Here is a 21,901-nt window from a genome sequence, read left to right as displayed (position 1 = left end):
GAAGGTGGTTAACGATGACGCGGGATGTCTGGGTGATCGCGGTGCCCTGGAGTTTTTCGCGAGCAAGCTCGCTCCTACAGGGAGCCGGGCTCAGCCAAGGTTCAACCGCGCTCGCCAACCAGCCATTGCAGTTGCACTTCATGCTGGCCACGGTCATCGGTCACAAAGATCGTGCCTTCGCTGATCATCACATCCCACTTGATCACCCGCGGCATGTCCTTGGCCAGGGTCTCCAACACTTCCTGGGGCACGGCAGCGATGTGCACGTTCTTCAGGTTGTTGGCCACCGGCACTACCTTGCCTTCCCACACACGCAGGCTGCCATAGGCCAGCAGGCTGGTGCGCTCGGTGCGGCGCGAGCACCAGGTCAGGCGATCGGCATCCGGCTGGCCGACTTCGATCCAGTGCAGGACCCGATCATCCAGGCTTTTTTCCCACAGGGCCGGTTCGTCTACATCCGACAGGCCACGCCCGAACGCCAGTTGCTCGTTGTACCAGAGGGCGTAGGCCAACAAGCGCACGGTCATGCGCTCTTCGGTTTCCGAAGGGTGGCGGGCAATGGTCTGTTTGACGCTCTCGTACACCGAACGGTCGAGGTCGGTGAGGTTGAGTTCGAACTTGTAGGTCGTGGACGGCTGGGCCATGAACGGGCTTCTAAAGACAAGGAAAGGCGGCCAGTCTAACCGATGGCGAGGGCATTGAACGAATACTGCGCTGCATCCGCGCGGCTCGCCTATGTTAAAAAGCAGGACATCATCGTCCCGCGCTTGTAAGGATCCCCATGTCGCTCAACGCCAAACCACTTGCCGGCCTGAAAGTCATCGAACTGGGCACCCTGATCGCCGGCCCGTTTGCCTCACGCATTTGCGCTGAATTCGGCGCCGAGGTGATCAAGGTCGAATCCCCGGACGGCGGTGACCCGCTGCGCAAATGGCGCAAGCTGTATGAAGGCACTTCGCTGTGGTGGTTCGTGCAGGCCCGCAACAAGCAGTCGCTGACCCTCAACCTCAAGCACCCTGAGGGCCTGGCGATTCTCAAGCAACTGTTGGCCGACGCCGACATTCTGATCGAAAACTTCCGCCCCGGCGTGCTGGAGAAACTCGGCCTGAGTTGGGAAACCCTGCACGCCCTCAACCCCAAGCTGGTGATGGTACGCCTCTCGGGCTTCGGCCAGACGGGGCCGATGAAGGATCAGCCAGGGTTTGGAGCCGTGGGTGAATCCATGGGCGGCTTGCGCTATATCACCGGCTTCGAGGACCGCCCGCCGGTGCGCACCGGGATTTCCATCGGCGACTCGATCGCCGCGTTGTGGGCGGTGATCGGCGCGCTGATGGCGCTGCGTCACCGCGAAGTCAACGGCGGCCTGGGCCAAGTGGTGGATGTGGCGCTGTATGAAGCCATCTTCGCCATGATGGAAAGCATGATCCCCGAGTTCGATGTGTTCGGTTTTATCCGGGAGCGCACCGGCAACATCATGCCCGGCATCACCCCGTCCTCGATCCACACCACCGCAGACGGCAAGCATGTGCAGATCGGCGCCAATGGCGATGCGATCTTCAAGCGCTTCATGCGGGTGATCGGCCGTGACGACTTGGCGGACGACCCTGCACTGGCCAGCAATGACGGGCGTGACGCTCGCCGCGATGAGCTGTACGGCGTGATTGATCGCTGGGTCAATTCGCTGTCGCTCGACCAGGTGATTGAGCATCTGAACAAAGCGGAGGTGCCCGCCAGCCGCATCTACAGCGCCGAAGACATGCTGGGCGACCCGCAATTCCTGGCCCGGGAAATGTTCCTCAAGGCGCAGTTGCCGGGCGGCAAGGACTTCAAGATGCCCGGCATCGTGCCCAAGCTCTCGGACACCCCAGGCAGTTGCGAATGGGTCGGCCCGCAGCTGGGTGAACACAACAGCCAGGTGCTCAATGCCCTCGGCTACGACGCGGCGGCTATCACTCGCCTGCGCGAGGATGGCGCGATCTGACAAATCCCAGGCAAAAAGAAACCCCGAGCAGTGGGGAGACAACTCGGGGTTAAACGTGGTCTACAAAAAGACCCGCACAGCAAGCGACAAACACCGGAGCACAATGCCTGCTCTTGCTGTTACAAACTCTGACTGACCAGCTTGTAGGAAGGTTCCGAAGAAAAATAATGTTTCATGCCAGTGCGCCGCCACGGGTTTGGGAGGCGTTGCGCAAGGCAGCGATGACTGAAGGTTCCAGGCGCCCTTCGGCAATTTTCAGGTCGCGGAGCAGGCAATCCACCACATCAACCAGTGCGCGCTTGTCGCTCAATTGCGCACGATCGACTTCACGTTCAACCACGATGGCACCACCGGGGTTCTTCACGGTTACCAGGCAGTCGTCGCGCATACCGGCAGAGGTCAGCGTAACCTGATAAGGGCTCAGTGCTTGGCTGAGCAATAGGTTGATACTTTCCATCTCGATCACCACTCAATCATTCGAAAAAGGTTCGAAAAACAAAAATGTCACGAAGAGGCTGACATTCAAGTGACCCGTGCTCAAAGCAGAAAGTTCTACCTTTTGTGTAATCCACTGCTTGAGGAAAACGAGCATGCACGGAAAAGATGACAGAGAAAAAACAACAGTTCACAGGCTAGAATCCCTGGATTGTCCTGGGAGCCTGCCTTGAGAGCTGCGTCTGAACCGCCCTTGCGTATCGTGATTGCCGACGATCACCCGATTTTCCTGATTGGCCTGCGCGCCGTGCTCGAACGTGACCCGCACATTAGCATCGTCGGCGAGGCCAATTCCCCCCAGGCCCTCAGTGCGCTGTTGCAGCACTGTGCCTGCGATGTGGTGGTGACCGACTTCATGATGCCCGTCGAGCCCCAGGCCGACGGGCTGCGCTTGATCGAGCAACTGCGCCGGCACTACCCGCACCTGCCCATTGTGGTGGTGACCATGCTCAACAATGCCGGGTTGTTTCACTCCATCCTGGCATTGGGTGTGATGGGCCTGCTGAGCAAGGCCAGCCTGGCCGATGAGCTGCCCCAGGCGATCCGCCAGGTGCGCCAGCAACGTACCTATGTGGCCCAGACCATCCGCCAGGCGTTGAGCTTGGCCGGAGAAGTCGGCGCTGATCGCCTGCATTCCCAGGAGCACCTGTCACCCCGGGAACTGGAGGTGATTCGCCTGTTGGCCAGTGGCATGACGGTGGGCGAGATCGCCGCGCACCTGCATCGCAGCAAGCAGACCGTCAGCGCGCAAAAAGTCAGCGCCATGCGCAAGCTGGGGCTGGTCAACGATGCCGCCCTGTTTATTTACGTGCAGGAACACGGGCTGGCCTAGCCTGAAATGCGATCCATTGCTTGAGCGCCGCGGCCTCCATCGGCCGGGCGATAAAGCAGCCTTGCAGCCACGCCGCGCCCAGTTCGCCCACGGCGTGATAGTCGGCGGCGGTTTCCACGCCGGTGACCACCACGGCAACGCCCAGGCGCGCCGCCATGCTCATGGCGCCTGCCACCACAGCGGCCTTGCGATCATCATTGGCCATCCCACAGGCAAACGCCGGGGGAATTTTCAGCTCGGTAAAAGGCAGTTCCAGCAAATGCTGCAGGCTGGTGCCGCCCATGCCGAAGTCGCCGATGGATAACTGGCAACCCAACATGCGCAAGCGCAACAAGCCGGTGACATGGGCGCTGTCGGTTTTCAATGTCGATGTTTCCACCAGCTCCAGGGTCAGGCTATGGGCGGGCACACCATGAAGTTGCAGCAAACCTTGCAGCACCTGGGGGAAGTGCTCGCGCTCCAGCATACGCCCGGGAATGTTCACAGCTACCGGCAGCACTCGGCCGCTTTCGCCCATCACCTGGTTCGCCAGGCCAAGCGCCTGCTCCAGCACATGCCAGGTAAACGCCTCTTCCATACCGGCAAACTCCAGCACCGGCAGGAACTCGTCAGGCAGCAATAGCTCACCGTCCTGCAACTGCCAACGCGCCAGCGCCTCCACCCCTTGCAACACACCGGCCTGACTGACGATGGGCTGGTACCAGACCCTGCCACAGGCTGCGATAGTCGCCTGGCTGACATCCGCCGAGGGCGGCAGTTGTTCCCGCTCGCTCAAGCTCAGCAGTTGACGGACGCGCTCCCAGGACAGCACCGCTGGCCCTGGGCGCAAGTGCTCCTGACAATCGCTCAGTACTTGCCCGATCAGCTTGGCCGAGGCCGGCTTGGGCAAGCACGCCAAGACCTTGAGCCCCAATTGGCGGGCCATGTTCGCCACGCCTTCCAGCACGTCGGGCTCGGCGTTGCTGAGCAGGATCAACACCTGGGCCAGGCGGCGTTCCGCCAACTCACGGATCAACGCCAGGCCATCGCCCTGCTCCAGGTACAGATCGCAGATGGCGATATCCACCGGGCCTTTGCTGTCCAGGGATTGGCGGGCGATTTCGACCGTTTCCGCGGCCCGTACATTGAACACGCCGTTGGCATTGAGCATCTGGTGCAGGGCCATCAGTTGAAACGGGTTGTCTTCGAGGATCAGGACGTTCAGGGATCGCATGGGTAAAGGTGTCGGTGCAGGGAAAGTCCTGCACAGTAGCCATACGCTGCGCCGTGTCCCATAGGACGTGTCCTAAAAGTTTCCTTAAATGTGGGAGGGGCAAGCCTTGTCGGTCAAGCGCAGATCTCCTGTGGGAGCTGGCTTGCCTGCGAAGGCGGTGTGTCAGTCGCTACATCTGTTACAGCACTACCGCTATCGCAGGCAAGCCAGCTCCCACATTTGATCTTCGTTGCTTTGAGCATTGCGTTCGCTTGGCTGATCGGCATACAGGCTGGGTTACGCATCCAGATAGGGTCGCAGGTCGCGACGAAACGCCTTGAGCACCTCGGACAAGCGCAACCAGGGTTCTTCAAGCTCGGCGCCGCGCTGTTCACGGGCGCACTGCTCAAGGGCGACACAGGCCTTGGCGAGTGGCAGTGCGTCCACCAGCGAGCAAATGCCCTTGAGCCGATGCAGCGATGCATTCAAGCGTGTCACGTCGCGCTCGGCCAGGGCTCCCGCCAATACCTCGTGTTCGTGGTCCAGGCTCTTGACCAGTTCCTGCAACATGCTTTGCAGCACCGGGCCATCGGCCTGGGTCATGGTGCGCAGGGCCTCGATATCGAACGAACGCTGGGGCGCCACGCGTGCCAGCACTTGGGTCCAGTGTTCCAGGGTCACCGGCTTGACCAGCAGTTCATCCATACCGACGTCCTCGCAGCGGCGTTGTTCATCTTTCATGGCGTTCGCGGTGCAACCCACCAGCGCGCTGCGAGGCCGTTGCTCCTCGGCTTCGAGGCGCCGTATCGCCGCACTCAAGGCATAGCCGGACATGCCGGGCATCTGGCAATCGGTGACCAGCACGTCAAAACGCTGCTCACGCCAGCGTTGCAACGCGGCCTCGGCCGACTCCAGGGCGACCACTTGATGACCGAGGAACTGCAACTGCTGCGCCAGCACCAGGCGGTTGGCCGCCAAATCATCCACCACCAGTACCGACAGGCTACGCCCCGTCGGTGACACCGTCGCGGTGGGCGTTGCCGGCACATCATCGGTGCTGACCCGGTCCAGGCGCAGGTCAATGCACACCACCGTCCCCTCGCCCACCACGCTGTCGAGGTGAATGCTCCCGCCCATCAATTCCACCAGTTGTTTGCAGATACTCAGGCCTAGCCCGGTGCCTCCATGCTGCGCAGCGGTCAAGGCGCTTACCTGGGTAAACGGCTTGAACACCCGCGGCTGTTGCTCGGCGCTGATGCCCGGGCCACTGTCCTTGACGCACAGGTGCAGGTATTCGGTATCGGTCTCATCCCGTTGGCAGGTCACGCTGAGGTGAACCCCGCCCCGCTCGGTAAATTTGAGCGCATTGCCCAACAGGTTGTGCATAACCTGGCGTAGCCGGAGCGGGTCGAACCAGTAATAGCCCTGAGCAACCGGATCAAACGCCAGGGTCAGATGCAGGCCCTTCTTTTGCGCCGTGGCTTCGAACAGGCTCTGGATACCCTCGAAAAAGCGCTTCAACTCAGTGGTCTGTGGCGCCAGTTGCAAGTGGCCGGCCTCGATCTTGGCCAAGTCCAGGCTGTCGCCCATCAGCGCAATCAACTCGCGCGCCGAACGATCGGCCACCTGCAGCGCCTCGGAAACCGGCTGGCCGCTTGCCAGGCAACGCTCTTGCTCCAGTTCGAGCAAGCCAATGATGGCGGTCATGGGGGTGCGAATCTCGTGGCTCAAGGCCGATAGAAATGCACTTTTGGCGTAGTTCGCTTCGTCGGCGGCCTGGCGAGCGTCCATCAACTGACGCTCCAGATCTTTGCGTTCGTTGATATCGATCCAGCCGCCCAGCAACCCTTGCAAGCGGCCCTGAGCATCGAAAAAGGGCACAGTCCACTGATAGACGTGATAACTGCCGCCGTTGAGTTCCAATTGCCGGTCGACAAACATCGGCTGCTGCGTGGCCAATTGCTCCATGTGCCCTTCGTGCAGGCGCGCCGCCGTGGCGTCGGGCACGACCTTGCTTTCCATCAGCGTCAGGCCCTGGATCAGCTCCAGCCGGGTCGCCAATTGCTGTTCATAACTTTTATTGCAGGTCACCAGGCACCCGTCCAGGTCGCGGACGAACAGCGGGTTGGGCATGCCGTCGAGCAGTGCGCGCTTGAACGCCAACTGGTCATTGAGCCGTTGCTCGGCCTCCAGCCGTTGGCGAATCTGGCGCTTGAGCCGGCTGTTCCACACCAGCGACACCAACACAAACAGCAGCGCCGTGGCTACCGTCCAATAGGCCCAGGGCGGTACGCGTTGCCAGGCCGGCAGCGGGATCGCCACGGCACCGATCCAACGCAGGCGCAACGCACTCAGCTCAGCCACCGGCAACGCCTCCAGGGCCTTGTTCAGAATGCTCAGCAGCTCAGGTTGGTCCTTGCGCACCGACAGGCAGTTGGACGACCACTTGCCATCGACACTGCGGCCGATACGCAGGCCATCCGCCGTGTAACTCTGCACTTCCACTTCGGTCTGTATCGTGGCGGCGGCCTCGCCTCGTCGCACCAACTCACGGGCCTGGGTGTAATTGTCCACCAGGCGCACCTTGATACGCGGATGGTCATGGCGAATCTGGCTCTCCATGACGTGGCGCGCCGGCAATGCCAGCACCTTGCCGTCCAACTGGTTCAAGCCCGTCAGGGGCGCGGCATCGGCACGTTCGATAAACACCCAGCCGGACCCGCCAAAACCATGGCTGAAGTTGAGCAGCGCACTGCGCTCCTGATTCACAGCCAGGGTCGTGTTCATCTGCGCCCGGCCGGTTTCCAGCCATTCCAGGGTTTGCGCAGTAGAACCCACCTCTTCATAGACAAACTGCAAACCGGTCATGCGCGAGATGCGATTCAACAGGTCGACATTCAAGCCAACCCACTGGCCGTCCTTGTCCCTGAAAATGTAAGGCGACATCTGCTGGGCCACCACCACGACATGGGGATGCTCACGCACCCAGGCCTGTTCCGACGCCGACAACGCAACGCGCTCACCACTGATACCGACGCCGAGCCCGGTGGTCCAGCGCGCGAGGATTTCGCGCTGGACCGACTCGTCGAGGCTTGCCAGCGCGCGGGTCATCATGGCCCCCAACAACGGATCGGCCTGGCGGGTGGCAAAGGCAAAACCGATGGGCGCCAGCCGGCTTTGCTCCTTGATCTGCAACCCCAGGTAAGGCCGCAGCGATTTATAGGCGCGCACAATCACTTCGTTGCCGATAAACGCATCGACGTCGCCCTGCTTCAAGGCTTCAAGGCCGCTGTAGAGGTTGGGGGCGAGCATGATGTGACTGTCGGGATACGCCGCGTGAACCTTCTGCACGTTGGCGTAGCCGTCGAGCAACACCAGCTTCTTGCCGGCCAGATCGTCGCCTTGGGTATCGTCGCGACGCAGCACCACCACCGAACGATCAGGCATGTAGTCCGGGGTGAACTGAAGGCCAGGTACGTCACGCTCGTAACCATTGGCACTGGTGAGAATGTCGATGGTGCCGTTACGCAGGGCTTCAACCGCCTGGGCGCGCTCGGAAAAACCCAGCACTTGCATGGGCACACCCAGCCGCGCGCCAACCAGGCTCAAGTAATCGGCGCTGATGCCCTGGTAGCGATTGCGGTCGCGGGTGATATCGATCGGCTGGTAGTCATCTATCGAGATGCCCACCTTCAACGTCCGATGCGCCGCCAACCACTGCTGCTCCGTTGGCGCCAGCGGCATAGGCTCAAGCGCGATAAACGCCGGCACCAGTTTGAACGGCAGGCTGACGGCGGCCAGGCTCATGGGCACCTGGGTGAACCACAACAGGCACACCAGCTTCAACGTCCATTGGATCAACACCTGCACCGGTTGGGTTTCCTTGATTGGGCGAATGGGCAAGTATGGCTCGCCAGAATGAAAAAGCCCGTCACGAGGACGGGCTTGGCCGACTGCAAAAAAAGCTGACTGTTGCCCCACCACGTCTTGGGTGGATGAAACCGTCTCAAATGTGGGAGCGGGCTTGCTCGCGAATGAGGTGTATCAGTAACACATTTAGTGGCTGACACAGCGCATTCGCGAGCAAGCCCGCTCCCACATTTTGGATCGATGGGCAGCACAAAGATGCCCATCGGCCTTCAGGACGTACTGTCGATCAGAGCGGCTTGCCCCGATTGCCATGCTGACTGACAAACGCCTGCACTGTCTTCAGGTCGTTGGCCAACACGGTGCAGCGCTCTTCGCGCTCGAACAGGTCGGTCAAATGCTCCGGCAGCTCCAGCGCCTTGCCAATGCCGGCCTTTTCCACCGCTTCCGGGAACTTGACCGGGTGCGCGGTACCGAGGATCACCATTGGAATATCCAGGCTGCGGCGGCATTCGCGGGCGGCTTTCACGCCGATAGCCGTGTGCGGGTCGAGCACTTCGCCGGTCTCGGCATAGACCTGCGCGATGGTTTCGCAGGTCTGTGCATCATCCACGGCCAGGGAATCGAACAGCTTGCGGGTTTCGGTCCAGCGCTCTTGCTCGACGCTAAAACCGCCACCTTGCTTGAAGCTGTTCATCAACTCGGCCAGGGCTGCGCCGTTGCGACCGTGCATGTCAAACAGCAGGCGTTCGAAGTTCGACGACACCATGATGTCCATGGACGGCGACAGCGTGGCGTGCAGGGTTTCCTTCACATACTGGTTGCCGCTCATGAAGCGATGCAGGATGTCGTTGCGGTTGGTGGCGACGATCAACTGGTTGATCGGCAGGCCCATGTTACGCGCCAAGTAACCGGCAAAAATATCGCCGAAGTTGCCGGTCGGCACCGAGAACGACACCGAACGCGCCGGGCCGCCCAATTGCAGCGATGCATGGAAGTAGTAGACGATCTGGGCCATGATCCGCGCCCAGTTGATCGAGTTGACCGCCACCAGGCGTGTGCCCTTGAGGAAGCTCTGGTCAGCGAAGCTGTTCTTGACCATTTCCTGGCAGTCATCGAAGTTGCCTTCGATGGCGATGTTATGAATGTTCTCACCAAAGATGGTGGTCATCTGTCGACGTTGCACTTCCGACACGCGCTTATGCGGGTGCAGGATGAAGATATCGACGTTTTCGCAGTGCTTGCACCCTTCGATGGCCGCCGAGCCGGTATCACCGGAGGTGGCGCCGATGATCACCACGCGCTCGCCGCGTTTTTCCAGCACGTAGTCGAGCAGGCGACCGAGCAGTTGCAGGGCGAAGTCCTTGAACGCCAGGGTCGGGCCGTGGAACAGCTCCAGTACCCACTCATTGCCGTTCAGTTGGCGCAGGGGCGCGATGGCGTTGTGAGAAAACACGCCATAGGTTTCTTCCAGAATCTTCTTGAAGTCCGCATCCGGAATGCTGCCGGTCACGAACGGGCGCATCACTCGGAAAGCCAGCTCGTGATACGGCAGGCCGGCCCAGGAGGCGATTTCTTCCTGGGTGAAGCGTGGCAGGTTTTCCGGCACGTACAGGCCGCCGTCGGTGGCAAGGCCTGCCAGCAGGACCTCTTCGAAATTCAGGGCCGGTGCCTGGCCGCGGGTGCTGATGTAACGCATGACTGGCTCCTCTAAAACATTCTCGAACAGGGGCCGCCGAATGGACGGGGCCCCTGGAACAAATCGGTTAGTTCAAGTGTTCGACGCGAATCCGCACCACCGGGCCGACCACACCTTGCAAGGCTTCCAGGGCGTGGATGGCATCGTTGATGTGCTGCTCGAGCACGCGATGGGTCAGCAGGATCATCGGCACTTGGCCGTTTTGCTCCTCGACTTCCTTCTGCATGATCGATTCGATGTTGATACCTCGCTCCGACAGGATGCTGGCGACCTGGGCCAACACGCCTGGATGGTCCTGGGCCTGGATGCGCAGGTAGTAGGCACTTTCGCAGGCTTCGATCGGCAGGATCGGGTGGGCCGACAGCGAGTCCGGCTGGAAGGCCAGGTGCGGCACGCGGTTTTCCGGGTCGCTGGTCATGGCGCGAACCACATCCACCAGGTCGGCGATCACCGACGACGCGGTCGGCTCCATGCCGGCACCAGCGCCGTAGAACAGGGTGGAACCGGCGGCGTCGCCGTTGACCATCACCGCGTTCATCACGCCGTTGACGTTGGCGATCAGGCGGTCGGCCGGGATCAGCGTTGGGTGCACCCGCAACTCGATGCCTGCTGCGGTGCTGCGCGCCACGCCCAGGTGCTTGATGCGGTAGCCCAGGGCTTCGGCGTAATTCACGTCGGCGGTGGTCAGCTTGGTGATGCCTTCGGTGTAGGCCTTGTCGAATTGCAGCGGGATACCAAAGGCGATGGACGCCAGGATGGTCAGCTTGTGGGCCGCGTCGATGCCTTCCACGTCGAAGGTCGGGTCGGCTTCGGCGTAACCCAGGGCCTGGGCTTCGGCCAGCACGTCTTCGAAGGTACGGCCCTTCTCGCGCATTTCGGTGAGGATGAAGTTACCGGTGCCGTTGATGATGCCGGCCACCCAGTTGATGCGGTTGGCAGACAGGCCCTCACGGATCGCCTTGATCACCGGGATACCACCGGCCACCGCGGCTTCGAACGCCACGATCACGCCCTTCTCGCGGGCCTTGGCGAAGATCTCGTTGCCGTGCACGGCGATCAGCGCCTTGTTGGCGGTGACCACGTGCTTGCCGTTCTCGATGGCCTTGAGCACCAGCTCGCGGGCCACGGTGTAGCCGCCTACCAGCTCGATGACGATATCGATCTCAGGGTTGGTGGCCACGGCGAATACATCGTTGGTAATCGCAATACCGGTCGTTTCGAACTGAGGCTTTGGCGAACGCGTGGCAATCTGCGCCACTTCAATCCCGCGACCTGCGCGGCGGGAAATTTCTTCAGCGTTACGCTGAAGTACGTTGAAGGTACCGCCACCGACGGTCCCTAACCCACAGATGCCTACTTTGACCGGTTTCACTGAAGAACTCCCCATGAAACGGCCGACGCTAGGTCGGCCGTGAAAACAGCCGCACAACTGCGGCTCTCAATTAATGCCCCGCCGACGGTTCGGCGGGCCATGATCGTCAAAGGCTCAACGATAAATGCTTACTTGGCACCCAGTGCCAGTTTGGCAACTTGCGGCGCCGGCTGGTAGCCCGGAATCACCTGGCCGTCGGCCAAAACGATGGCCGGTGTACCGTTCACACCAATGGACTGGCCCAGGGCGAACTGCTTGGAAACCGGGTTGGCGCATTTGGCCGATTTGATTTCCTTGCCGTCGACCATCTTGTCCATGGCCGCTTTCTTGTCGGCCGAGCACCACACCGCCTGCAACTGCTCGTCACCCGGCGAACCCAGGCCCTGGCGCGGGAAGGCGACATAGCGCACTTCCACGCCCAGCTTGTTCAACGCCGGGATCTCGGCGTGCAGCTTGTGGCAGTACGGGCAGGTGGTATCGGTGAACACGGTGATGTGGGTCTTGGTTTCACCAATGGCGGGGTAAACCACGGTTTCAGCCACCGGGATGCCGTTGATCAGCTTCGACACGCCCAAACGCTCGGCCTTCTCGGTCAGGTTGACCGGCTTGCCATCCTTGAGCTGGAACAGGTAGCCCTGGACGATGTACTGGCCATCGGCACTGGCGTACAGCACGCGGCTGCCCTTGAGCTTGACTTCATACAGGCCGGCCATGGGGCTGGCGCTGATGCTTTCGATAGGCGTGTCGAGCGCCAGGTTTGCCAGGCTCTTGCGGATGGTTTGCTCGGCCGCATCATCGGCGACCGCAAAGGTGGAAACCAACGCAATGGCTGCGGCGGCAATAATCTGGGTCAAGCGCATGGGAACTCCTGAAGGCAGAGGCAGGGACGGGAGCAGAATACTGATCTGGACCACAATGGGTGCCGTCCCTTTGCGAACCGGCAAAGCCTACCACAGTTGGGCGGGAGGGCAGACCGCGACAGGCAAAATGGGCCATTTCTGACGTTTTTATCCGCGCGGGTGATGCTTGGCGTGCATATCCTGCAAACGTGCGCGTGCCACATGGGTGTAGATCTGGGTTGTGGATAAGTCGCTGTGCCCGAGCAGCATTTGCACCACGCGCAAATCCGCGCCGTGGTTGAGCAAGTGGGTGGCGAACGCATGGCGCAAGGTGTGGGGCGACAACGCCTTGCCGATCCCGGCCACTTTGGCCTGGTGCTTGATGCGGTGCCAGAAGGTCTGGCGGGTCATCTGCTCGCCGCGCTGGCTGGGGAACAGCACGTCGCTGGGACGCCCACCGAGCAGTTCGTGGCGCGCATCGCGCATGTAGCGCTCGACCCACACAATCGCCTCCTCGCCCATGGGCACCAGCCGCTCCTTGCTGCCCTTGCCCATCACGCGCAATACGCCCTGGCGCAGGTTGACCTGCTCCAGAGTCAGGCTGATCAGTTCGGTGACGCGCAGGCCGCAGGCATACAGCACCTCCAGCATGGCGCGATCGCGCTGGCCGATGGCCTCGCTCAGGTCCGGGGCCGCGAGCAAGACCTCGACATCGGCTTCCGACAAGGATTTGGGCAAGGGCCTGCCGAGTTGCGGCATGTCGATTTGCAGGGTCGGGTCGACGGCAATGAGTTTTTCCCGCAGCAGGTAGCGATAAAAGCCACGCACACCGGAGAGGAATCGCGCGGTAGAGCGTGGCTTGTAGTTCTGCTCCAGGCGCCAGGCCAGGTGATCGAGGATCAGCTCGCGCCCGGCATTGATCAGTTCAAGGTTTTTCTCCTGCAGCCAACCGTTGAACAGCGCCAGGTCGCTGCGATAGGCCTGGCGCGTGTTGTCCGACAGGCCTTTTTCCAGCCAGAGGGCGTCGAGGAAGCGGTCGATCAAAGGGTGGTCGATGGCGGGCATGGGCTCTCAAGCGACGCAGCACGGGGCTTTGCGCAAATTATTTAGTGAACTGTGACAAGGGTCGCTAGTCTTTCATAGCCCGCTACTTCAAGGAACAGGAAGCCTCAATGAATGAACAACAGATTTTGCTGGCCTTTGCCGGCATTGGAGTGGCGGCGCTGGGCTGCCAATGGCTGGCCTGGCGGCTCAAGTTGCCGGCGATCCTGTTTCTGTTATTGACGGGTATTTTGGCGGGGCCGGTACTGGGCTGGCTCGACCCTCAGGAGATGTTCGGCCCCCTGCTGATGCCGTTGGTGTCCCTGGCTGTAGCGCTGATCCTGTTCGAAGGCAGCCTGACCCTGCACCTTTCGGAGTGGAAGGAAATCGGCAGCGTGGTGCATCGCCTGGTCACGGTTGGCGCCCTGTCGACCTGGGCAGTGATTACCCTGGCCACTCACTGGCTATTGGGTTTTGACTGGATGCTCGCGCTGCTGTTCGGCACGCTGACCCTGGTGACCGGCCCGACCGTGATCGTGCCGATGCTGCGCGTGGTGCGCCCCAAAGCCTCCATCGCCAATATCCTGCGCTGGGAAGGCATCGTCATCGACCCGATTGGCGCGTTGCTGGCGGTGGTGGTCTACAGCTTCATCATTGCCCGGGCTTCCGGCGACGGCTTGAGCCACAGCCTGCTGACCTTCGGCGGCGTCATCCTCTGCGGCAGTTTGTTCGGGATCGCCGGCGGCTGGGTACTGGGGCAGATCATGCGTCGGCAGTGGTTGCCGGAATACCTGCACAACCTCGCGACGCTAGCCGGTGTGCTGGGCATCTTCATCGCTGCCAACCAGGTGATGCACGAGTCCGGCCTGCTGGCGGTAACGCTGATGGGCATGTGGATGGCCAATATGAAGGGCGTGGATGTACGGCACATCCTGCACTTCAAGGAAAACCTCAGTGTGCTGCTGATTTCCGGGCTGTTCATCCTGCTCGCGGCGCGCCTGGACCTGAATGCCTTGATCGCCCTGGGACCATTCGTGCTGATTCTGCTGGTGATCATCCAGTTTATTGCACGCCCACTGAACGTGGCGCTCTCAACCTTTGGCTCCGGACTCAACTGGCGCGAGCGCGCGCTGCTGGCCTGGATCGCGCCACGGGGCATTGTGGCGGCGGCGGTATCGGCGATCTTTGCGATTCGCCTGGACGAGGCAGGTCATGAAGGCGCGTTATTGCTGGTGCCGCTGACCTTCGCGGTGATCATCGGCACCGTGGTGCTGCAAAGTGCCACGGCGCGCCCCTTGGCGCGCCTGCTGAAAGTCGCCGAGCCAGCGCCCAGCGGCTTCCTGATCGTCGGCGCGAACGGCCCGGCGCGGGCGCTCGGCAAGGCATTGCAGCAATTGGGCAGCCGGGTGTTGCTGACGGACTCAAGCTGGGAAAATATCCGCGCCAGTCGCATGGAGGGCCTGCCGACCTACTTCGGCAACCCCGCCTCCCAACATGCCGAGTCCCATCTGGATCTGGTCGGCCTGGGGCATCTGCTCGCGCTCTCGCCTTCTGGCGAACTGAATGCCTTGGCCACCATGCGTTTTCGCCATGATTTCGGCCATCGCCTGTTCGCCCTGGCCAGCAGCCAGGAAAGCCGTCGCACCGACAAACACAAGGCCAGCCACGAACACCGCGGCCACCTGCTGGGCAGCCAACCCCTGAGCTATACCAAGCTGGCCAGCCTGCTGGGCCAGGGCGCCGAACTGTATAGCACCAACCTTACCGACGGCTTTGGCTGGGAGCAGTACCAGGCGTTGCACGGAGAGCGCGCCACCTTGCTGTTTGCTCGCGACACCAGCGGCTGGGTGCATGTGGTCACGCCCGAGAGCAGCTTGAAGCCCGTGGCCGGCTGGACCCTGCTGGCGGTGATTCAACCGGAGAACGGCAGCGCCACGTAATCAGTCGGCAAACCCAGGCAATACCGGTACAGGGCGTTTGTCCGCGTCAATCGCGACAAAGCTGAACACGCCCTGGATCGCCTTTTCACGGCCATCAGCGCTCATGCTCTCCACGAACACTTCAACCTCGACCTTGAGGCTGGTGTTGCCGACCTTGATCACCCGACCGATCAGCTCAACGATAGAGCCGGCCGGAATCGCGTGGTTGAAGTCAATACGGTCGGTGGAGACCGTCACCAAAGGCAAGCGACAGAAACGCGTGGCGGTGATGAACGACACTTCGTCCATCCACGCCAGGGCGGTGCCGCCGAACAGGGTGTTGTGGTGGTTGGTGGTGGGCGGGAACACGGCCTTGGTCACGTGGGTGACGGACAGGTCGGTGCGACGCTGGATTTCTTCGAGGCGGGTGGTCATGGGTCAATACCGGCAGATAGGCAAATTTCAGGCACAAAAAAGCAGCCCGTAGGCTGCTTTTTTCTGCATCGGGAAGCTGGACTTAAGCCAGTTTTTCCTTGATGCGAGCTGCTTTACCGGACAGGTCACGCAGGTAGTACAGCTTGGCTTTGCGTACGTCACCGCGACGCTTGACGGCCATGCTGTCGATCTGCGGGCTGTAGGTCTGGAAAGTACGCTCTACGCCAACACCGTTGGAGATTTTACGAACAGTGAAAGCACTGTTCACACCACGGTTACGCTTGGCGATTACCACGCCTTCGAACGCTTGCAGACGCGAACGGTCGCCTTCCTTCACTTTCACCTGAACGACAATGGTGTCGCCCGGGGCAAAGGTAGGGATCTCTTTGGTCATCTGCTCTGCTTCGAGTGCAAGGATGATTTTGTTAGTCATGCTGTGCTCCTAAGGTAAGTCAATGGACCTACCATCGATACGTTGTTAACTATCGTCCCGCGCGAGGATGTATTCCTCGAGCAGCTTCTTCTCTTCTCCAGAAAGCGAGCGGCTTTCCAGAAGATCGGCGCGTCGTTCATAGGTCCGACCAAGGGACTGCTGTAAACGCCAACGCCGGATGTGTGCGTGATTGCCACTTAGCAATACGTCGGGAACACGCTGATCCACATACACCTCCGGACGGGTGTAGTGCGGGCAATCCAGCAAACCATCCGTGAAGGAATCTTCCTCCGCGGAGTCCGCATGCCCTAAAGCTCCGGGCAGCAGTCGTGTAACCGCATCTATCAGGACCATCGCTGGCAGCTCGCCGCCAGACAGGACATAGTCCCCAATCGACCACTCTTCATCGACATGAGCTTCAATAAAACGCTCGTCAATGCCTTCATAGCGACCGGCAATCAGGATCAAACTTTCCTCATTCGCCAGTTCGCGTACCGCCGCCTGTTTCAGCTGACGGCCTTGAGGGGACAGGTAAATTACCTTCGCCTTCTCCCCGGCGGCTGCCTTGGCCTGAACCAACGCATCTTCCAGGGGCTTGATCTTCATCACCATGCCCGGGCCACCGCCAAATGGGCGATCGTCCACAGTGTGATGTCGATCCGTCGTGTAGTCTCGCGGGTTCCAACAGGTGAGCTGCAACAGCCCCTGTTTCACCGCCCGACTGGTGATGCCGTACTCGCTGATGGCGGAAAACATCTCGGGAAACAAACTGATCACTTCTATGCGCAAATTAGCCACGCTTAGAAGTCCGCGTCCCATTCCACCTTCATCTCGCCCGCTGCCAGGTCGACGGCCAACACGCATTGCTCGGTATAGGGCAACAGGCGTTCACGGTCATCCAGGCTGCCAGCGCAAGGCTTGACCACCATTACATCATTGGCGCCGGTTTCCAGAAGATGATCGATTTTCCCCAGCAATTGCCCGAGTTGATCAATAACCTTCAGACCTTCCAGCTGGTACCAGTAGTACTCGCCGTCGGTCAATTCAGGGAACAGGTTGCGCGGCACGCAGATCTCATAACCGGCCAGAAGACGAGCTTCTTCACGATCATCAAGACCCTTGAGCTTTGCGACCAGGAACTTGTCGCTCCCGCGTCCACTGACCAGCTCTACCTGTTTCACACTCCCTTCGCGCTTGAGCGTCCAGGTCTTGTACTGCAACAGGTTTTCAGTCGGATCAGTAAAGGAATACACCTTCACTTCGCCGCGAACGCCATGAACAGAGTAAATCTTGCCGATAACGATCAAATCATCAGCAACAGCTGGCGTCGCGTTCATATTGCTCAGGCTGCGGCCTTAGCCGAGTCCTTCAACAGTTTTGCAACGCGCTCGGATGGCTGTGCGCCAACGCTCAGCCAGTAGGCTACGCGCTCTTGGTTCACGGACAGACGAACTTCTTGACCACGAGCAACAGGGTTGAAGAAACCAACCTGTTCCTTGTGCGAACCGTCACGCGGGTTGCGGCTGTCGGTTACGGTCAAGTGGTAAAACGGGCGCTTTTTGGAGCCGCCAAGGGCAAGACGGATTGTTAGCATGTGAACATCGTTCCTGTAGTCGGTGCTGCAAATCTAAATGCACAGCGGGCATAGGTGCCCGAAAGGCCGCATATTCTAAGGAATATCCGGACTTTTGCAAATGTCTTTTTCTGGCGCCTATCAGCGTGCCATTCAGATCTGCTATAGAGCCGTCGGTTAAAACGGCGAGTCAGCGCCCGCCAACGGCGGGTTTGCTGGAGATCCCACATCCCTGTGGGGCGGAGCGCAAGCAAGGCTTACGCTCGAATACTTTACATTTTAGGCATGCCGCCGCCGGGCAACATACCGCCCATGCCGCGCATCATCTTGGCCATACCGCCCTTGGCGGAGAATTTCTTCATCATCTTCTGCATCTGCTTGTGCTGCTTGATCAAGCGACCGATGTCCTGCACCTGGGTGCCGGAACCCATGGCGATCCGGCGCTTGCGCGAACCGCTGATCAGCTCAGGGTCGCGGCGCTCGGCCGGGGTCATGGAGTTGATGATGGCTTCCATCTGCTTGAACTGCTTCTCTGCCGCACCCTGGGCGTTGCCCATTTGCGCCAGGTTCACACCGCCGATGTTGGGCAGCTTGTCCATCAGGCCGCCGAGGCCGCCCATGTTCTTCATCTGTTGCAGCTGGTCGCGGAAGTCTTCGAGATCGAAGCCCTTGCCCTTCTTCAGCTTCTTGGCCAGTTTGTCGGCCTTGTCCTTGTCGAGCGTGGCTTCGGCCTGTTCGATCAGGCTGAGCACGTCACCCATGCCGAGGATGCGCGAGGCGATACGCTCAGGGTGGAACGGCTCGAGCGCTTCGCTCTTCTCGCCCATACCGATGAATTTGATCGGCTTGCCAGTGATGGCACGTACCGACAGCGCGGCACCGCCACGGGCGTCGCCGTCGACCTTGGTGAGGATCACCCCGGTCAGCGGCAGTGCGTCACCAAAGGCCTTGGCGGTGTTGGCCGCATCCTGGCCAGTCATGGCGTCGACCACAAACAGGGTCTCCACCGGGTTGATCGCGGCATGCAGCGCCTTGATCTCGCCCATCATCTCTTCGTCGATGTGCAGGCGACCGGCGGTATCGACGATGACCACGTCGATGAACTTCAGCTTGGCTTCTTTAATAGCGGCGTTGGCGATGTCGACCGGCTTCTGGCTCAGGTCGGACGGGAAGAAGGTCACACCCACTTCGCCCGCGAGCATTTCCAACTGCTTGATGGCCGCCGGACGGTACACGTCGGCCGACACCACCATCACGGATTTCTTCTTGCGCTCTTTAAGGAAGCGCGCCAGTTTGCCGGCGGTGGTGGTTTTACCCGCACCTTGCAGACCCGCCATCAGCACGACGGCTGGCGGCACGGCGCTGAGGTTCAGGTCTTCGTTGGCCGCGCCCATCAGGCTTTCGAGTTCGGCCTGGACGATCTTCACAAAGGCCTGGCCCGGGGTCAGGCTGCGGGACACTTCGGTGCCGACCGCACGCTCCTTGACCGAGTTGACGAAGTCCTTCACCACCGGCAAAGCCACGTCGGCTTCCAGCAACGCCATGCGCACTTCACGCAAGGTGTCTTTAATATTGTCCTCGGTCAGCTTGGCCTTGCCGGTAACGTGGCGCAGCGTCTGCGAGAGACGGTCAGTCAAGTTTTCAAACATGCGCGATCCTTTCAGGCCCTATTCATCGAAATGCAGGTAGACCGAGGTAATGGCGGCCCAGGCTGGGGGAAATCGCTATTAAAAACAGCGTTCGCCGAGCCTGCGGCGTGGGCAGGTCGCGGATTATAGCGAAGACTGCGCCCATGCACACCCGCTGTCTGGCCCGGGAGTCTTTCGTGCAACGCAGGTGTGTGCCAAACTCAACGCCTTTCGGGCTTGCCTACCAGGATTTATGCTCCCCTTGTCACCCAGTTTGCTACCCAGCCTCGCCGCCGCCATTTTGTATGCCGCTGCGACCCTCTATCAGGGCACTCGTCTGGCCCAAGGCGCCAAAGCGGACAAACGTCTGCTCGTCGGCCTTGGCGTGCTGGCCCTGCTAGCCCATGCCGCCAGCCTGTTCACCCACCTGATGACCCCGGTCGGCCTGGGCCTGGACTTTTTCAGCGCCGCCAGCCTGATCGCCGCGGCCGTCATCGCGCTGACGCTGTTGGCCTGCTACCGGATTCCGGTGGAGAACCTGCTGGTGCTGCTATTCCCCCTGGGAATGCTCACGGTGCTGCTGGCGCAGTTCACCCCCACCGGCACCGTACAGGTGATCGACGAGGAGCCGGGCATCCTCGCTCACATCCTGCTGTCCATCCTCGCCTACGGCATGTTCACCATCGCGGTGTTCCAGGCCCTGCTCCTGCTGCTGCAGGATCACCAGCTCAAGCACAAGCACCCGTCGGGGCTGATCAAGAACTTCCCGCCCCTGCAAACCATGGAAAGCCTGCTGTTCGGGTTCCTGTGGGCCGGCTGGACCCTGCTGTCACTGTCGCTGATCTCCGGCTGGCTGTTCGTCGAAAACCTGTTTGCCCAGCACCTGGTCCATAAAACCTTGCTGGCGTGCCTGGCGTGGGTCGTGTTCAGCGTGCTGCTGTGGGGGCGCAACCGCCTCGGCTGGCGCGGGCACAAGGCCATCCGCTGGACCCTGGCCGGTTTCTGCCTGTTGATGCTGGCCTATTTCGGCAGCAAGCTGGTTCGCGAATACATCCTGCATATCTGACGAGCAGTGATCATGGACAACTTGCCCTTAGGGCCGATGCTCGCCGTAATTGCCCTGCTGATTTTGTGGGCGGCGCTGTTTACCGCCATAGAAGCTGCGCAACAACACCTGCTGGCCCTGCGCCCTGGCACACGCCAGGGTGACAAGGCAGCCGCACGCCTGAGCTTCCCGCGCCATAGCCTGATCCTGTGCAACAGCCTGTGCCGCGCCGCCGTGGTGATTCTTTGCACCCTGCTGGCAATCTATGCCTGGGCAGAGAACGGGCCCTGGCTAGGCTGGCTGATTTCCTGCGCAGCGCTGCTGGTGCTGGCCGACTACCTGCCCCGCGCCCTGGCCACCCGTCACCCCCAAGCAGTGCTGGGCTTTGGCAATACATTGCTGGGTGTGCCGCTGAAAATCCTCTACCCCCTGGCTTGGCTGCTCAATGGCATCAGCCTGCTGTTATTGCGCCCGTTTGCACGCAAATCCGGCGTGGTAAAAAACAGCGACGAGCCTCTGCCCGACCATGATGACGACCCAGAGCTCGACACCGACGCCGACCGCACTCCCGGCCTGCCCGGTATCCACGCCCTGGACAACATCACGGTCAATGACATCCTGGTGCCGCGCAGCGAAGTGGACGGCATCAACCTCGATGAGCCGATAGAGGACATCATCGAACAGTTGCGCACCTCGCCGCGCACACGCCTGCCGGTGTTCCACAACGACATCAACCAGGTGCAGGCCGTGCTCAATACCCGGCAGGTCCAACACCTGCTGCCCGACGCCAGCCTGACCAAAGAGGCCTTGCTCGCCGCCTGCCACGAGCCTTACTTCGTGCCGGAAAGCACGCCGTTGCAGCTGCAACTGCTGAACTTCCACAAACAACAGCGGCGCCTGGGCATGGTGGTGGACGAGTACGGTGAAGTGCTGGGCATCGTCACCCTGGAAGATATTCTGGAAGAGATCGTCGGCGAATTCGAAAGCGATCAGGCTGTGGATAACCCGCATATCGAAGCCCAGCCCGATGGTCGCTACATCATCGACGGCGCCGCCTCGATCCGCGAACTGAACAAAAGCCTGGGCTGGCACCTGCCCAGCGACGGCCCCAAGACCCTCAACGGCCTGGTGACCGAGGCGCTGGAGACCATCCCCGATTGCGCGGTGTGCCTGAAAGTCGGCCGCTATCGCCTGGAAATCCTCGAGACCGAGGACAACCGGGTGAGCAAGGTATTGATCTGGCATACCAGCCACGTGCCAGTCGCTGCATAAGCATCTGGACACACACATTCCCTTGTGGGAGCGGGCTTGCTCGCGAATGCGGTGTATCAGTAGCAGATGTTCTGACTGAACCACCGCATTCGCGAGCAAGCCCGCTCCCACACTTGATCTGCTGTGGGTTCCCAAACCCACAACCCCCTTCCTATAATCCCTGCGGCTTACCCAAGCCCCGCCCGACCGCGTGCTACCCGCACTCAGCGTGTCCTGGCACCGCCTTACCATGTCCGACCGGTGTTTGCTCCCATCCCGAGCCGCCCCACGCACAGCCC

19 protein-coding genes are annotated in these 21,901 nt (G+C 60.9%); 5 read left to right on the top strand and 14 right to left on the bottom strand.

Features of this window, described 5'->3' with window-relative positions; genetic code table 11:
- Positions 1-101: 101 nt before the first annotated feature.
- Positions 102-644 carry a YaeQ family protein gene (locus ODQ19_RS17130; RefSeq protein WP_003193952.1) on the bottom strand — a complete coding sequence of 181 codons (543 nt, stop codon included), beginning with the start codon at positions 642-644 and terminating at the stop codon, positions 102-104.
- 137 nt (positions 645-781) lie between these two features.
- Between ODQ19_RS17130 and ODQ19_RS17125 the strand changes: the two genes are divergently transcribed.
- Positions 782-1,981, top strand: a complete 1,200-nt coding sequence (locus tag ODQ19_RS17125; protein WP_330210702.1) for a CaiB/BaiF CoA transferase family protein — start codon at positions 782-784, stop codon at positions 1,979-1,981.
- 172 nt (positions 1,982-2,153) lie between these two features.
- Here ODQ19_RS17125 and ODQ19_RS17120 read toward each other — a convergent pair whose 3' ends face one another.
- Complete coding sequence (locus tag ODQ19_RS17120) at positions 2,154-2,438, bottom strand: DUF3509 domain-containing protein (RefSeq protein ID WP_020301357.1); 285 nt, start codon at positions 2,436-2,438, stop codon at positions 2,154-2,156.
- Between the two features lie 207 nt (positions 2,439-2,645).
- Between ODQ19_RS17120 and ODQ19_RS17115 the strand changes: the two genes are divergently transcribed.
- The gene (locus tag ODQ19_RS17115) at positions 2,646-3,308 is read left to right on the top strand and encodes a response regulator transcription factor (protein WP_034133589.1); all 663 of its coding nucleotides are present in this window, start codon (positions 2,646-2,648) and stop codon (positions 3,306-3,308) included.
- On the opposite strand, the gene ODQ19_RS17110 is transcribed toward ODQ19_RS17115, so the two are convergent.
- From ODQ19_RS17110 to xerD, 6 genes are all read right to left on the bottom strand, one after another.
- On the bottom strand, positions 3,277-4,521 hold the full coding sequence (locus tag ODQ19_RS17110; RefSeq protein WP_330210701.1) for an EAL domain-containing response regulator: 1,245 nt from the start codon (positions 4,519-4,521) through the stop codon (positions 3,277-3,279). The genes ODQ19_RS17115 and ODQ19_RS17110 overlap by 32 nt on opposite strands.
- Before the next feature lie 276 nt (positions 4,522-4,797).
- Positions 4,798-8,370, bottom strand: a complete 3,573-nt coding sequence (locus tag ODQ19_RS17105; protein ID WP_330210728.1) for an ATP-binding protein — start codon at positions 8,368-8,370, stop codon at positions 4,798-4,800.
- A gap of 286 nt (positions 8,371-8,656) precedes the next feature.
- Positions 8,657-10,066: a threonine synthase gene (thrC, locus tag ODQ19_RS17100; protein ID WP_330210700.1), complete on the bottom strand. Its 1,410-nt coding sequence runs from the start codon at positions 10,064-10,066 to the stop codon at positions 8,657-8,659.
- Between the two features lie 67 nt (positions 10,067-10,133).
- Positions 10,134-11,438, bottom strand: a complete 1,305-nt coding sequence (locus ODQ19_RS17095) for a homoserine dehydrogenase (protein WP_032895431.1) — start codon at positions 11,436-11,438, stop codon at positions 10,134-10,136.
- A 128-nt stretch (positions 11,439-11,566) separates the two neighbouring features.
- Positions 11,567-12,298 (bottom strand): thioredoxin fold domain-containing protein, encoded by a 732-nt coding sequence (locus tag ODQ19_RS17090; RefSeq protein WP_005791088.1) that lies wholly within the window; start codon positions 12,296-12,298, stop codon positions 11,567-11,569.
- Between the two features lie 147 nt (positions 12,299-12,445).
- Complete coding sequence (xerD, locus tag ODQ19_RS17085) at positions 12,446-13,342, bottom strand: site-specific tyrosine recombinase XerD (RefSeq protein WP_330210699.1); 897 nt, start codon at positions 13,340-13,342, stop codon at positions 12,446-12,448.
- A gap of 107 nt (positions 13,343-13,449) precedes the next feature.
- On the opposite strand from xerD, the gene ODQ19_RS17080 reads away from it, so the two are divergent.
- The gene (locus ODQ19_RS17080) at positions 13,450-15,258 is read left to right on the top strand and encodes a cation:proton antiporter (protein ID WP_330210698.1); all 1,809 of its coding nucleotides are present in this window, start codon (positions 13,450-13,452) and stop codon (positions 15,256-15,258) included.
- On the opposite strand, the gene ODQ19_RS17075 is transcribed toward ODQ19_RS17080, so the two are convergent.
- The 6 genes from ODQ19_RS17075 to ffh all read right to left on the bottom strand — a co-directional run bounded on the left by ODQ19_RS17075 (position 15,259) and on the right by ffh (position 19,327).
- A complete protein-coding gene (locus tag ODQ19_RS17075) occupies positions 15,259-15,672 on the bottom strand; it encodes an acyl-CoA thioesterase (protein ID WP_016977715.1) in 414 nt (137 codons plus the stop codon). It abuts the gene before it with no gap.
- Between the two features lie 82 nt (positions 15,673-15,754).
- Positions 15,755-16,105: a 50S ribosomal protein L19 gene (gene rplS, locus ODQ19_RS17070; protein ID WP_003175895.1), complete on the bottom strand. Its 351-nt coding sequence runs from the start codon at positions 16,103-16,105 to the stop codon at positions 15,755-15,757.
- Between the two features lie 45 nt (positions 16,106-16,150).
- Positions 16,151-16,924, bottom strand: a complete 774-nt coding sequence (trmD, locus tag ODQ19_RS17065; RefSeq protein WP_153475158.1) for a tRNA (guanosine(37)-N1)-methyltransferase TrmD — start codon at positions 16,922-16,924, stop codon at positions 16,151-16,153.
- The gene (rimM, locus tag ODQ19_RS17060) at positions 16,906-17,442 is read right to left on the bottom strand and encodes a ribosome maturation factor RimM (RefSeq protein ID WP_003175898.1); all 537 of its coding nucleotides are present in this window, start codon (positions 17,440-17,442) and stop codon (positions 16,906-16,908) included. The genes trmD and rimM overlap by 19 nt, the downstream gene beginning before the upstream one ends.
- Positions 17,443-17,447: 5 nt before the next feature.
- The gene (gene rpsP / locus ODQ19_RS17055; RefSeq protein WP_003175899.1) at positions 17,448-17,699 is read right to left on the bottom strand and encodes a 30S ribosomal protein S16; all 252 of its coding nucleotides are present in this window, start codon (positions 17,697-17,699) and stop codon (positions 17,448-17,450) included.
- 251 nt (positions 17,700-17,950) lie between these two features.
- Positions 17,951-19,327, bottom strand: a complete 1,377-nt coding sequence (gene ffh, locus ODQ19_RS17050) for a signal recognition particle protein (protein WP_003193965.1) — start codon at positions 19,325-19,327, stop codon at positions 17,951-17,953.
- Between the two features lie 232 nt (positions 19,328-19,559).
- Between ffh and ODQ19_RS17045 the strand changes: the two genes are divergently transcribed.
- Together ODQ19_RS17045 and ODQ19_RS17040 are read left to right on the top strand one after the other, a co-directional pair.
- Positions 19,560-20,372, top strand: a complete 813-nt coding sequence (locus tag ODQ19_RS17045; RefSeq protein ID WP_003193966.1) for a cytochrome C assembly family protein — start codon at positions 19,560-19,562, stop codon at positions 20,370-20,372.
- A 12-nt stretch (positions 20,373-20,384) separates the two neighbouring features.
- Positions 20,385-21,623 carry a transporter associated domain-containing protein gene (locus ODQ19_RS17040; RefSeq protein ID WP_116666050.1) on the top strand — a complete coding sequence of 413 codons (1,239 nt, stop codon included), beginning with the start codon at positions 20,385-20,387 and terminating at the stop codon, positions 21,621-21,623.
- Positions 21,624-21,901 lie beyond the last annotated feature (278 nt).

The sequence above is a fragment of the Pseudomonas sp. AM4(2022) genome, from assembly GCF_036346515.1.
Classification (GTDB): Bacteria; Pseudomonadota; Gammaproteobacteria; order Pseudomonadales; family Pseudomonadaceae; genus Aquipseudomonas; species Aquipseudomonas paracarnis.
The sequence above is the reverse complement of the archived record's forward strand: the minus strand, read 5'-3'. Positions and strand labels throughout refer to the sequence as shown.